The organism is Nonomuraea sp. NPDC050451 (assembly GCF_044458585.1).
In genome coordinates this window covers 193,324-206,436 of the sequence record NZ_JBITHZ010000011.1, presented here as the reverse complement: position 1 = coordinate 206,436, position 13,113 = coordinate 193,324, and the positions used below count along the sequence as shown (strand labels likewise).

At 53.8% G+C, this 13,113-nt stretch carries 14 protein-coding genes; 9 read left to right on the top strand and 5 right to left on the bottom strand.

Features of this window, described 5'->3' with window-relative positions:
- The 8 genes from ACIBI9_RS31325 (at position 1) to ACIBI9_RS31290 (ending at position 7,650) form a co-directional block, all read left to right on the top strand.
- A complete protein-coding gene (locus ACIBI9_RS31325; RefSeq protein WP_397227066.1) occupies positions 1-708 on the top strand; it encodes a hypothetical protein in 708 nt (235 codons plus the stop codon).
- The gene (locus ACIBI9_RS31320; RefSeq protein WP_397227064.1) at positions 709-1,116 is read left to right on the top strand and encodes a hypothetical protein; all 408 of its coding nucleotides are present in this window, start codon (positions 709-711) and stop codon (positions 1,114-1,116) included.
- Between the two features lie 466 nt (positions 1,117-1,582).
- Positions 1,583-2,098, top strand: coding sequence for a hypothetical protein (locus ACIBI9_RS31315; protein WP_397227062.1), 516 nt, complete (start codon positions 1,583-1,585; stop codon positions 2,096-2,098).
- A gap of 273 nt (positions 2,099-2,371) precedes the next feature.
- On the top strand, positions 2,372-4,123 hold the full coding sequence (locus tag ACIBI9_RS31310; RefSeq protein ID WP_397227060.1) for a hypothetical protein: 1,752 nt from the start codon (positions 2,372-2,374) through the stop codon (positions 4,121-4,123).
- A 39-nt stretch (positions 4,124-4,162) separates the two neighbouring features.
- Positions 4,163-5,344: a hypothetical protein gene (locus ACIBI9_RS31305; RefSeq protein ID WP_397227058.1), complete on the top strand. Its 1,182-nt coding sequence runs from the start codon at positions 4,163-4,165 to the stop codon at positions 5,342-5,344.
- A gap of 440 nt (positions 5,345-5,784) precedes the next feature.
- Entirely contained in the window at positions 5,785-6,318 is a 534-nt protein-coding gene (locus ACIBI9_RS31300) for a hypothetical protein (protein ID WP_397227056.1), read from the top strand.
- A 5-nt stretch (positions 6,319-6,323) separates the two neighbouring features.
- Positions 6,324-6,611 (top strand): hypothetical protein, encoded by a 288-nt coding sequence (locus ACIBI9_RS31295; RefSeq protein WP_397227055.1) that lies wholly within the window; start codon positions 6,324-6,326, stop codon positions 6,609-6,611.
- A gap of 91 nt (positions 6,612-6,702) precedes the next feature.
- Entirely contained in the window at positions 6,703-7,650 is a 948-nt protein-coding gene (locus tag ACIBI9_RS31290) for a peptidoglycan recognition family protein (protein ID WP_397227054.1), read from the top strand.
- 393 nt (positions 7,651-8,043) lie between these two features.
- Here the strand turns inward: ACIBI9_RS31290 and ACIBI9_RS31285 are convergent, their stop codons facing one another.
- The gene (locus ACIBI9_RS31285) at positions 8,044-8,433 is read right to left on the bottom strand and encodes a hypothetical protein (protein ID WP_397227053.1); all 390 of its coding nucleotides are present in this window, start codon (positions 8,431-8,433) and stop codon (positions 8,044-8,046) included.
- A gap of 776 nt (positions 8,434-9,209) precedes the next feature.
- Between ACIBI9_RS31285 and ACIBI9_RS31280 the strand changes: the two genes are divergently transcribed.
- Entirely contained in the window at positions 9,210-9,506 is a 297-nt protein-coding gene (locus ACIBI9_RS31280; RefSeq protein ID WP_397227050.1) for a GntR family transcriptional regulator, read from the top strand.
- Here ACIBI9_RS31280 and ACIBI9_RS31275 read toward each other — a convergent pair.
- The 4 genes from ACIBI9_RS31275 to ACIBI9_RS31260 form a co-directional block, all read right to left on the bottom strand.
- Positions 9,442-9,984: a WhiB family transcriptional regulator gene (locus ACIBI9_RS31275; RefSeq protein ID WP_397227323.1), complete on the bottom strand. Its 543-nt coding sequence runs from the start codon at positions 9,982-9,984 to the stop codon at positions 9,442-9,444. The genes ACIBI9_RS31280 and ACIBI9_RS31275 overlap by 65 nt on opposite strands.
- A 68-nt stretch (positions 9,985-10,052) precedes the next feature.
- Positions 10,053-10,532: a hypothetical protein gene (locus ACIBI9_RS31270; RefSeq protein WP_397227048.1), complete on the bottom strand. Its 480-nt coding sequence runs from the start codon at positions 10,530-10,532 to the stop codon at positions 10,053-10,055.
- On the bottom strand, positions 10,525-10,941 hold the full coding sequence (locus ACIBI9_RS31265) for a hypothetical protein (protein WP_397227046.1): 417 nt from the start codon (positions 10,939-10,941) through the stop codon (positions 10,525-10,527). The genes ACIBI9_RS31270 and ACIBI9_RS31265 overlap by 8 nt, the downstream gene beginning before the upstream one ends.
- A gap of 276 nt (positions 10,942-11,217) precedes the next feature.
- Positions 11,218-12,924: a DNA polymerase gene (locus ACIBI9_RS31260; protein WP_397227044.1), complete on the bottom strand. Its 1,707-nt coding sequence runs from the start codon at positions 12,922-12,924 to the stop codon at positions 11,218-11,220.
- Positions 12,925-13,113: the final 189 nt, after the last annotated feature.

The following is a 13,113-nucleotide window of genomic DNA, read 5'->3' as shown; positions in this document are numbered from 1 at the left end:
TTGGACGTAACCACGTACGTAGCGGGTTACAACTTCACGACTGACATGAACCAAATCAGTCTGAACCTAGGTGCTGAAGAGTTAGATAACACCACCTTTGGTAGTGGGGGATGGCGCACTCGGGTTGCTGGTCTTAAGGACGTCGAAGCTGAGCTAGCCGGCTACTGGCAGGCTGGTTCCCCCTCGCTGGATAGTGAGGCGTTCACCAGGCTAGGGCTAGCCGATGAAGTCGTGTCCATGAGCCCTACGGGGGTGGAAGGCGACACAGCGTATGTCTGGCGCGGTGAGAAGTTTGGCTACGATGCTTTCGGATCCATCGGAGAGCTAACCCCCTTCAGCCTGAGCATGAAGGGCTCGCATGGACAAGGCGCTGCTAGAGGCACCTTTCTGAAGACGCGTGCCAATGTCTCCGCTACGGGAGCAACAGGAACGTCTTTCCGCATCATTGGCGGTATCCCCTCTGGTTTTGCTCTGTATTCGTCGTTCCACGTGTTCACGGCAGGTACGACGATTACGGCTCTTGTTGAGAGTGACGACGCAAACACCTTTGCCAGTGCCACGACTCGACTGACCCACGGACCCATCACGGCTGTTGGTGGAACGATCCAGCGGATTGCAGGACCAATCACTGACGACTGGTTCCGAGTTCGCGTGTCTGCAATTACTGGCACGTTCAGCATTGCGTGTGCTATTGGAGTAGGGGTTTAGATGGCTTCCTTTGCCTTCCTTGATGGACGATTAACTGTCAACGCTGTGAACCTCTCACAGTTCGTGACCTCCATGACTCTGAATGTGGAGGTTGAGGAACTTGAGGACACGGCTATGGGTGACCTCTGGCGTAGCCGGCTAGGTGGTCTGAAGGACTACAGCCTAGATGTGGAGTTCAACAGCGACTTTGCGGCTTCCGCTGTTGACGTCACCCTCTGGGGAATCTTCGGCACTGTAGTGCCCTTCACCATTCGCGCTACGACGGCAGCGATTAGTGCGACGAACCCCGAGTACGCCGGCAGCTTGCTTATCTCGCAACTCACCCCTCTTGACGGTTCTGTGGGTGACCTGGCTAAGACCTCTGTTACCTGGCCTGGTAGTGCAGCCCTGGCGAGAAACACCACCTAATGGCAGCGCCTACGGGGGGGCTTAAGAAACTCGCCTTTGACCTAGCGAAGGTAAGCAAGGAAACCCGTAGCGAACTCCGTAGGGGCATGCGGAAAATCGCTACGCCTACTCTTCGGAAGATTCGGACCGCTGCTGGTTGGTCAAGCCGTATTCCAGGGTCTACGAAGTTGGCCACGGGTTTCACTGCACGGTTCACCGGTATCCGCATTGAGACGAGCGCCAAGATTTCGCCTCATGCGCGACCATACGAGCATGGCGGGGAAATCGGCACCTATCGCCACCCCGTATACGCGGATAGCTCTCAGGCAAGGGAACTGTGGACGTGGGTTAGCGCGCCTGCACGTCCCTTCATGTACCCGACAGCGGTTGAAGACTTGCCCGAAATCGGTGACCGCATGTTGGACGTCATTACAGAGGTTGCCCTCAAGAACGGATGGCATTCGAGTTGAGTACTCATCCCCTCAAAATGCAAGACAAGCTGAAGGCTAAGAAGCGTCCTACCACGAGATGCCGAATCTTCGTTGGGGATCCGGACGAACACTCTAAGGCGTACGAGACATCGTTCCTGGCGCTGGTCGAACTGTTCAAGGACTATAAAGCCGGTGACGAAATGCCGGAACCCATGAAGATTGCCGGCAGGCAACTTTTGGAAGATCTCGCCAAGGTACAAGAGCCGTACTTTCAGACGTTCGTGTTCCGAGCAATGAAGCCTGATGCCTTTGAGAAGTTGCTTGACGTGCATCCCCCACGTCCGAACAGTGACGACATCGCGTACAACGAGGATACCTTTCCCCCTGCTGTCTTCAAAGAGTGCCTGATTGAACCAGCCTATGACACTCTCACGGATGCGGAGTGGAAGGCATTCTTTGACGAGTGTTCCCACAAAGAGCATGTCTTGCTTCACAACACGGCTCTAGACGCCAACATGAGGAATATTGAGCCCTCCACCCCAAAAGATTTGATGACCCCCTCGTTGAAATAGAGATGTATCTGTGTGCAGAGGTCTACCGCATCGCGCATACAGAATTCCTCAAGTGGGACGAAGGGGATCGCCAAAAGGCGATTGCTTGGGAGATTCGCCGGCGTCAGACGTGTCCCTCGTGTGGGACTAGGAACGAAGAGTGGGAAGGCGGGAAGCGACCCTACGTTCCCAAAAAGCATGAGTGCATCGGGTGTCGTGAGCTTGAGAAGACGAATAAGACCATCCCAGATAAGGCAAGGGGGTGGATGAGAGCCATATTTGTGAGGGGGCACAGTGGCGGGAAACGCTAACCGTAATGTCAATGTAGATATTACTGGCGACCCCTCAGACCTAAATCGGGCGTACGACAACGTCTCGGATAGAGCCGACAAGCTTGATAAGCAGTTAGAAGAGAACGATAAGAAAGACAGGGACCGTCGCAAAAAGACGGTTGAAGATGCGACGAAGGGCTTTCAAGGGCTCTTTGATACTCTGAACTCATTAGCTGGTTCTGGTGTAAGCACCATGGGCTTGGTGCTCGCTGGAATCCTGGCGCTAGGTCCAGCGTCGTCTCTTATTGCGGGTACGATAACCCTAGGCTTGGGTGGGGCGTTACTCGGAATAGGGATCATAGCCGCCTCTCAAAGTATGCTTGTGCGTGGCGAGTTCAAGCAACTTTGGGAAGGCATAAAGTCAGATCTATCTGAGATCGCAGGACCTATTGAGCAGTCCTTATTGCGGATTCCTGGGGTTTGGCAGTCTGTTTTTGGACGGTTCCGACCTGAATTAGAGACTGCGTTCTCCAATCTGGCGCCTACGGTTGACCAGTTCATTCTGAACATGGGTCAAGGGTTTCAGAAACTGATCCCCGCCATCCAGCCCCTACAGCAAGGTTTCTCGGCGCTTCTCACGTCTATTGGCTTAGAAGCGCCAACCATTTTCGGAAACTTCGCTGATGCAATTGCAACACTAGGTGATACAGCCACAAAGCACGCTGACGATTTCACTAGCCTCTTAGTAGGTCTCTCAAGCTTTGTCAGTGGAACAGCAAGCTTTATTGGCACGATTGCTGACGAGTGGGACCGTGAGATGGGCCTACTAGAAATAGGCATTAATGGTGTAGGTAACCAGCTCATTGGATGGCAACCAGACCTTGATAACTCAGGGCTGAAGTGGCGAACGCTGACACAGAGTGCGATCGATGCTGCTAATAGCCTAAAAGACAACCAGATCGTCATGCGTGACTTGACCGTTGATGCTGATGCATTGTCCCAATCTCTTGACGCTTTAAGTGGCGCACACATCAATGTGGACTCTGCTCAGCTTGCCGTCATTGACAAATTCCAGAAGACTATAGACCTTGTTCGCCAGAACAAAGAGGGTCTTGACCTCAACACGGAAGCCGGCCGTACTAATATGCGGTCCGTTCTTGACCTGGCTACCGCGTCGCAACGGTTGATTGAGGCTAAGGCGAAGGAAGGCTCTACGGCCTTAGATCTCGGTCTTACGTATCAGCATCTTCGGCAGAACATGCTTGATGTGTTTCGCGAGATGGGACTTAGCGAGAAAAAGGCGCGGGAGCTAACGCAGCGCTATCTTGAAATCCCCAAGGAAATAAAGACTGCTATCTATGCGAATACCGGGGATGCACAACGCTCGGTTGACGAGTTCATCACCCTGAACAGTGGGCGCCAGATTCCTGTGTACCTCATTCAGAAGCAGGAAGGCCAGGCTAAAGACGGTGGCTATTTCGGTTACGCGTCTGGTGGTCCTGTTCGCGGCCCTGGTGGCTCTCGTACAGACAGCATTCCAGCCCGTATCAGTCGGGGTGAGTACGTCGTCAATGCTGCTGCGACTAGGCGCAATCTGCCATTGCTAGAGGCTATTAACAGTGGACGGGGGGTGGGAGGCATGGGAACGACGGTTATCTACCAAATCAACACCACCGTGTCGCCTACCGCAAACTTAGCTGCTGTTGGCGCTGAAATCGTAGAAGCAGTTCAGGCGTACGAAACTAAGTCTGGTCGTTCCTGGCGGGCAAACTAGATGCCTACGACTCCTGAAATCATCGGTCCTATCGTGTCGGTGGAAGTGATGTTCAATCCACCGACATGGACCAACGTAACAGCAGACGTTAAGAGCATTGAGACGCGTCGCGGTGCGAACCGTGTGGTGAACCCCGCTGCCCTCCGGTACAACGCGGGGAACGGCTCCATCGTCCTAAGCAATAACAACCGTCAGTATGACCCTACGAACCTCTCAGGCCCGTACGTCTCAGCGGGAGAGACCCTAGTCCTTCCGATGCGCCAGGTACGCATCAGAGGAACGTACAACGCCATCACGTATGGCATCATGCGTGCCTACGCGGACAGTTGGAACTTGGATTGGAACGGCCCCAATTGGTCTCAGGCGGAAGTTCCCTTCACAGATGGCTTTAAGGTCTTAGAGGCTAACGAGAGGCTTGCCGTTGCACCGGTAGGCGCCAGTGAGAACAGCGGAGCAAGGATCACCCGAATCCTAGACTCTGCTGGTTGGCCGGCAGCAGACAGGGACATTGCCACGGGCAACAGCACTATGCAGGCGACTACCCTAGCCGGCTCCGCTCTGACGGAATGCTTCCTCGTGGCTGACTCCGAACTAGGCGAGTTTTATGTTGACGGTGACGGAAACATGACCTTCCGAAACCGTCACGCAATGCTCTTGGAGTCTAGGTCGAACTCCGTTCAGGCTACTTTCGGGGATGGTGTTGGGGAACTCCAGTACTCCAATAACGGTCTTACCCTTAGCTACGACCATGAGACGTTGGCCAATAGGGCTCAGATAGCTAGGACTGGTGGGACTCAGCAAGTAGCATCAGATGCGACTAGTATTAGCAAGTACTTGACTCGCACCTTCAACCGTACAGACTTGCTACTTGAGAACGACGCTGAGACTCTAGCTTACGCACAATGGATCCTCTTTACATCAAAGGAGCCGGAACTCCGGTTTGATGCGATTAAGATTAATCCATTGAGTGATCCTGCCACGCTGATGGCTCAAGTCTTGGGACGTGAAATCGGGGACCGGATCCGTATTCTTCGTCGTCCCCCTGGTGGCGGAACCCCTATTACGCGTGACGTCTTCATTAGAGGTATCTCTCATAAGATTACGCCTTCTACGTGGCAGACCACTTGGGTTCTTCAGTCGGCTACTAAGTACGGGAATTTCTTTGTTCTCGACAGTCCCATTCTCGGATTGTTGGACTCTCAAATCGGTTTGGGTTACTGACCATGTTTCGATCTAAGTTGCTCTTTGCCGGCGACATCTTCCCTAGCCCTACTCGTATCGTTGATTGGCAAGGGTATTGGGACTTCATAGATCATCACTATCCGCGTGGTTTATTCAGGCCAACTGCCTACAATCCAAGCGTGAAGACTCTAGCCCGTGTGGATGAAGGCCGCTGGATTGCGGATTGCCCCTGGGGATGTGGCGCGGCTCTTAATCTCCCTGAGAATGCGCAAGAGTACTGGTGTACGGAGTGCATCGGGGGAGGGTTCGGTTTGTCGTGCGCTCTTGTGTGGCCTAGGAACCGCAAGAACTTGACGACGAATCTAGAGACTCTTCCGCAAATGCTTCAGTACTGGCCGTGCGTTCAATGTGTGCCTAAAGCTCTGGAACTCTCAGAACTGTGTACGTCTGATGAGACGATGCTAAGGGGGGTGGCATAAATGGCAGTTTTACCTAATCCCCGCACATGGACCGTGGGAGAACTGCTTACGGCAGCGAAGTTGAATACCGATCTCAGAGATGGTTTGAATTTCCTGCTGGCAACTAAGCCGCTATGCAAGTTGAAGCTTAGTGCTGGTGTTAACCTTTCCAGCCAAGACATCCCATGGTCCGCTGAAGATATCGATAGAGATAACGGCCATAGCACGGTAACCAACACAACCCGCTATACGGCTCAGACGGCAGGATGGTACAGTGCTATCGCTGCTATTGAGTGGGTAGATGCATTCACTACAGGTGAAGCAAGATTAGTTCGTATTGGTCATATAAACTCGGGTGGCTCCCTAGTTTGGAGCACTGGTAGCGGTTGCCTATCTCTTGGTACCGGCAACAACACCCAAGTTTCCCTATCGGGTATATTTCCTATGGCCGTTGGTGATTACCTTGTTGTCACTGTTGTTATCAGCGGTGCAGGTACAGAGCTGATTAGCAACTCTACTAGCTTCTCAATTGAGTGGATCAATAAGACGCCATGATTAGCGTGAAAGACTTCGGTGACGTAGTCATCTACCTTGGCGCTGTTGCTGCTGCTCTTGCCGCGATTGCCGTTGTGTTCCGGTTTGCCGTACTGAACCCATGGAAGCGCTGGACTGAGAGGCTAATAGCCACTCGCGTTACAGCTCCACTCGACAAGGTTCACAACGAGGTATCTCCTAACGGGGGTGGCTCCATGAAGGACCAGGTCAACCGCATTGAACTAAAGGTCAATCTCATCAGTGAGCGACTGGATAGACATCTTGAAACGCATACTTGGAAAGATATGCCGTAGTTGGGAGTGGCATTGGACGTGCGCCTGTGGCGCCACCAATGCGCCCGAACGTAGTCATTGCCGCATCTGTAGTACGCCTAGGGAGTAGTCCATGGATTTAGTCAGGCGTAGCGAATGGAAGGCCAGACAGCCCACTGGTAGCTATTCTGCGATGCCTTCCACCCCCCGTGGCGTGAAGGTTCATTACACCGGTAGCCGTGAGAACACAGGCATGCTGCAAGACCATGAGCTGTGTGTGAGTCGAGTTCGCTCTATCCAGACTGCCCACATGGGCGGGAACGGCTGGATAGATGTCGGATACAGCTTCCTAGTCTGTGCTCACGGGAAGGTCTTTGAAGGACGGGGGATAGGCCACCTACCTGCCGCTAATGGGGCTGGTCTGAACTCTGGCCACTACGCAGTCTTAGCCCTGGTCGGCAATGCCGGCCTAGTCGAACCTCCCAACGCCATGGTGGAAGGTCTCCGAGATGCCATTGCGCATATCCGGGAACGCGGTCACGCGGGTACCGAGATCAGAGGGCACAGAGACGGCTACTCGACTGACTGTCCTGGTGACCCTCTCTACCGCCTCGTGACGAGTGGCGCCCTGGAACCCCGATCGGAGGATGACGACGACATGCCTAGCTATCTCAGTCTTGGACTCGACAAGGACCAGCCCTTAGAGCTGACTGCCGGCGACTGGACAACCCTCGCGTTCGATGTCGAGTACGCAGACCCTGATGACCAGCATGCGAAGGGTCGCTACCCGTCCTTCCTGTCTGGGAAGTGTCGCTTCAACCTGACTCTTAGTGCCACCCTCTCTGGGCTCATGCGGGGGGTGGAAGGCCAGGTCCGTCTGTACGAGGTGGACAAGGACGGCAAGACAGTCAAGCGCTACGACATTGAGGAATGGACGGCTAGCCAGGGCTTGACCTACGTGCATCACAGTGCCGTTGGAACAGTGGATGAAGGAAACAAGCTCAGGGCTGAAGTGATCCAATTCGGCGATACGTCAGCCGAGATCACGAGTTGTGGCGTCAAGGTCCTCTACTGGCGTTGATTCAGACAATACGGACAAAGCGGAAGCTCTGTAGCCCACGCTAAGCGCCTAACTCGTGTGCCCTGGGGTGATGCCCCCGGGAAGGCGTCTAGGCGCTCTGTGTGCATCTCAGGGCCATACAGCTAGAATTAGTGAGGATCCCATGAAGGACTACCGTAAGGCATTGGTTGCAGTTGGCGTAGTGGTAGTTACAGCCATCCACTCTGCTCTAAGTGATGGGTCGCTGACTCTGCCTATCTCTAGTGAGTGGGTGTCAGTCGTCATAGCCCTAGTGGGTGCCGTGCTGGTGTGGCTGGTACGGAACGGTGACGCGCCTGAGGAGTAGCAGACATGGAAATGCCCCCGTAACCACATGGATACGGGGGCATTTTGGGTTGTGTGTGCATGTCGTTCCTAGGCTACTTGTTGTTTCCCCTCCTCTCTGCGCACTTTCAGCGTGTGGTGTGCGAAGAAACGGGCTCGCCTGGTGATGCGAAATGATTCGGATCTTTCGTCAAGTCCCATCGTGATAAGGAGTAGGCGGAACCGTTCCGCATCTAGTTCTAGTTCTTCTGGGGTTACGTCTCGAATGAGTTCCGCTATTATCGTGGGTTGCCGAACGTGAATATTGCCTACGTGTTCTTCTATCATGTCCGTTGCGTGTGATAGCCCGATGATGGTCCACCAGACGGCAGGATGGTTAGGCATGCGTAGGAGGGGTTCTACAGGATCTTCTTTGTACAGTTCGATCTCGTCTCCTATCTTGAGTGCCGATGCGGGGATCTTCTCTGGTAGTTCTCTCATGTCGGTTACCGTACTCCTACCTTGACAACTAAAGCTAGCCTCTCATACTGAAGGTGACCACTCGACTACTGAGGAGGGGTAGGGATGGCGCCTGACTGTGGGTGTGGAACCCAAGGGTGTGGGGATGAAGTGCTGTCAGGGATAGCAAAGCCCCGATGGAGTGCGCAATACCTCCAAACAAGGGCATAACAACAGAAAGCCCCCGTGTCATCTCCCACCCCTAAAAAGGGGTTGTCTGATGGGAGATGACACGGGGGTTTCTTTGTGTCACGGGTTATGCTTCCCTTACCCCTCCTAGGAAGGTCAGCTATACCCGCCTCAACAGGGGTGATGCGCCTGTTGAAGTCATTGGGTGGGACCCCCGGACGGGCGTGTTCAAGCCTACGGATAGGAAGGCTTTACCGGGGGTCCCTATTTAGTTGTTTGGATGCCACCCTCACATACACGGGCCGAATCTCCACCTGCATGCGAGGGTGACGCCTATTGTGGCTCGTGATAATCGAATGCGCCGGAACTGAAACCAGCCAAAGGACGTCCTTTGCATTCGATCGTCAGTGCAACGCCCTCCTGAGGGTGAATAACAAACCAGCGAACCGCCGCATCTGAGCCGACCCACCGTTGCACGATTTCGTCTCGGCAATACCGGCATGTGCATGTCTGTTTGCTGGTCAACTTGGACTCTCCCTAGAGTCGGGTTGCCGAACCAGTGCCAATACTAGAGAGCTTCCCTACACATGTCTACCCTTGCCTACTCTCAAGGGTGGGCATAGGCCAGTGTGGACCCTGATCAGGGGCTTCCTAGCGTTGTCCGCGTGACGGACGCTTGGGAGTTCGACCCTACATCGCCTAAAAGTGAACAGATTGCCGCAGAGATAGAAAGGCGGATACGTAACGGTACATATCCGCCCAAACACCCCATCTTTGAGGTACGCCTAGTTCAGGAGTTCGGGGTTGCACGGGACACTGCCAGGAAGGCAACCGCCATCCTGAGGGAACGCGGCATGATCTTCACTGTCCGGGGGATGGGTAGCTTCGTCTCTGACCCTTCCGCATGGGAGGCAGAACCTCAATGACCCTGCCGGCAGTGTCCCTCACAGTGCCGACCAGCTCTGACCCTTGCCGCTTCTGCTCCCTCACCAGGATCAGGTGCCCACCCTTGGGGGTAGCAGCAGTGTGCCTGTAGACCACAAGGCCGGTAGTGGGGTGAGAGAGCGTGACTGTGTAGCGGCGTGACTGTGGAGCTGGAGGGCGAGAGATAGGTAGGCCATGAAGCCATCGCATTACGCCTTCAACCACACAGAGCTTGCTCTCTCTGATCTTCCGTCTCAGGGTGGCTCTCTGCGCTCGGGTGGCGCCCCCTTGAATGCCCTGTGACGTGTACTTGAGGGCTATCTCCTGCTGTATGCAGGCCAGTAGGCACTCACCACGCACAGGACAAGGGGCACACCACTTGTCGATGACTTCCTGGTACTGCTCAGGTGTCGGTCTCCCCGGAAGCCAGAAGTTCTCTGTTCCCCTCTTCCGGCATAGGGCTAGTTGGCGCCACTCCATAGGTTCTGTGCTGACAGCAGCAATGCGTTCCACCCTTGCACTTCTCGTGGGTGCGGTCTTTGCATCCGTCACAGATCATTGTTCCTCTTCACTATGAACTCACAGGCCAGGTCTAGACAGACGCTCTTGCCGTCAAACGTGCCTATGAAGTGAAAGCCAGTCACCTTAGCAATGCCGAACATCTCACGCGTGTAGAAGCTCACGCGGTCCCCGTGATTCACGTCCCTGTTGTAACGCGGAACAGTGATGGATACCCTCTTAGGTCCTGGGATGGACTCGTGTGTGATGCCCCCTGCTAAGAAGTGCGGCTCTACAAACTCGTTGCAGATAGCACAGTGAGGTACGCCATACTCGTTGTATATGAGGGTGGGAAGCGCTAATCCGCCATTCTCCAAGTTGAACGCATGAAAGTGCCCCTGTGTATCAACATGAGACCATGCGGGATCGGGTTGCGGACTCGAAAGGGAATACCCCTCTATATGTGACGTCTCGTCTCGCATCTCGTATGCATACGGACCTTTGTTGTCTATGAACAGTCCTTCAAGCATTAATGTCTTTCACTCCGTTCTTGCGTAACCAGTACTCCCCTAATGCTTCAGCGTCGGGACCATGGGACTTGCTGTGATTGGACGGGGGACGCTTCCCACTCCAGGCGTAGCCGATCCTTTTGTACTTAGGGTCAATGCCTTCACAAGGAACGTTGTACTTCAGTGCCAGGTATTCAATGATGCCGATCACCTTTGCTGCCGGCACATCGCTACCTGTGAGGTTGACATTGCCGAACACCTTAAACGTCTCGTACAGGATACGACGCACTCCACCCCCGTGTAAGGTCTCCTCAAGGGTCATACCGCACGAGGTAACCCCCGAGATCTGCGTAACCTTGAACACGCTGCCGGCATCATCGAACTCGGCTAGGCCGGTAGTCTCGCCAGGGTCTAAGACAAGGAACGTCACTTAGCAAACCTGATGGATTCCTTGTCGCAAATCACGCACTTGATGAAGATGACGTTTCCGACGGATCCCGTCGCAACCCACTTGTGTTTCCAGGGTAGGCAGTACTTCATGCGTCCGACCATGGGTAATCCGGGTAGTCGCTACGCCGATAGGGAGCAAGATACAGAAAGGGGCGCCTCCACTCACTGAATGCGTCTAGCATCAGTGGATTCGGGCTAATGAACGTGTCAGGTCCGAAAATAATAGGATCCGGTGTTCTAGCAAAGATGCCTACGTTCATCCTCCGAACTCCTTAATATCAACAGGGAACGGCACAGTGCCGAATTGGGGGTGGAAGGCTGATACTCGCTCCATGGTTTCCCTGATTAAGGGAAGCCACTTGTCCTCTGTGCCTATGGCGATTTCAAAGACAACTGAGTCGTGAACCTGTAGCAGCATTCGGCACTCAACCCAATCAATTACTTCATCAAGTGCGAGCATCACAGACTTCACTAGCTCTGCTGCTCCACCCTGCAACAGGGAATTGAAGGCTTTGTAGCCTTCCTTTTGCGTGAGGTGACGTCGCCGGCCAGTCCACATTGCGACGTAACCCCTACGCTCCGCAAGCCTAGCGGCTTTCTGGCTAGCCTTTAGGATCTCGGGATAGGCGCCGAACCAATCAGAACGACGCTTCTTAGCTTCCTCGTGTTCCAGTCCAAAGACGTCCTTGAGTCGCTTGATGCCGCTACCATAGAGCGTCATATACGTCTGGACTTTGACGTCCTGGCGCTGTTGGTCGGTGTACTCGACTCCATGCAACAGTTCCGCCATGGAGTCGAACGGTTTGTATCCCTGTTGCAGGGGACCAACTAAGTTGGGTTCCTTGGAGTAGACGGCAGCTAGTCTCAGCTCAAGGTTTGAATAGTCAGCTTCAAAGAGTCGGTATCCTGGTCTAGCTCGAAAAGCTCTCTTAAGAGAACCATTCCAGCGCTTCGGACTAGATCTAGGGATTTGCTGGAGATTTGGCTTTTCACAGGAGAGACGTCCGGAACGTGTTCCGTGAAGCTTGAATGAAGGGTGTAGAGTCCCGTTGCCGGATTGAAGCTCAAGGTAAGAACGGTAGTTGCTACTAAGGGTCTTTTGCCATCCTCTGTATTCAAGGATGGCTTGCGCTGTTCTGTCGTTTCGTTGTTCAAGGATTGTTTCATAGAGTCCCATTGCTTCTTTGTCGAATGAAGGCCGGCCAGTAGGGGTGTCTTTCTGGGATGGGATGCCCATCTCGTCAATGAGGAGTTTCTTAAGGTCTGCCCCCGACATGGGGTTGTGTTTCAGTTCCCTAAGAATCGTCTCCATGCGCTCTGTGCCGTAGGCAATCTCTTGCTCGCATAGGTCCTGGTCGATGGGGACGCCTAGACGTTCCATGCGCATAATGAGATCGGTGAACTTCCGTTCGCGCTCCCACAGTTCCCCGTCATAGCCTTCAGCCTTGAAGCGGGGATACATCTTGTCATGGATGTAATAGGCTAAGCATGCGTCGTGTTCGGCGTATTCCCAAATAACGTCGCTCGGGATTGCCTCCCACCCTCCCCACTTGATGAACTTAGCCATGAGGTCAGACTTGACCTTAGGAGTTCCCCCTAGCCACTTGGAGACGTAATCGAGTCCCTTGTTAGGAAGGTTCTCGTTGACGAAGTGCGTTTCCAGCATGGTGCAGTAGTAGAGCTTGTCCCGAACATTGATGCCTAGGTTCTCCAGTGCCAGAATGTCGTGCTTAGCGTTGTGCATGACTAACACGACGTCGGGACGCTCTATCCAGTCCTTCAGGTACTCACGGACACCATAGAACGTAGGCCAGACATGGTTGAAACCCATCTCGTGTTGGAAGGGGAAATAATCGCCATTGTTGACGCTGGTCGCAATGGATACACCAGTGGTCTTGGCTAGGGGGTCATGTCGGTAGTCTCTGCCGTTGCTTTCAGTGTCAATCCCTAGGACAACGGTCACTCGTCAACAACCATCTTGAGCGCTTTAGCAATAACTTTTGAGAGAAGCTCCATGTCAGCATGCTTGACTAGATCGTGAGAGAAGCAGACAGACAGATACCTAGGAGAGTCGCCAACGGTTACAAAGCAATCGCCCCGGTCAGTAATTACCGTGACTTGCTTGATTTCCATATGCCCTCACATGAAAAAA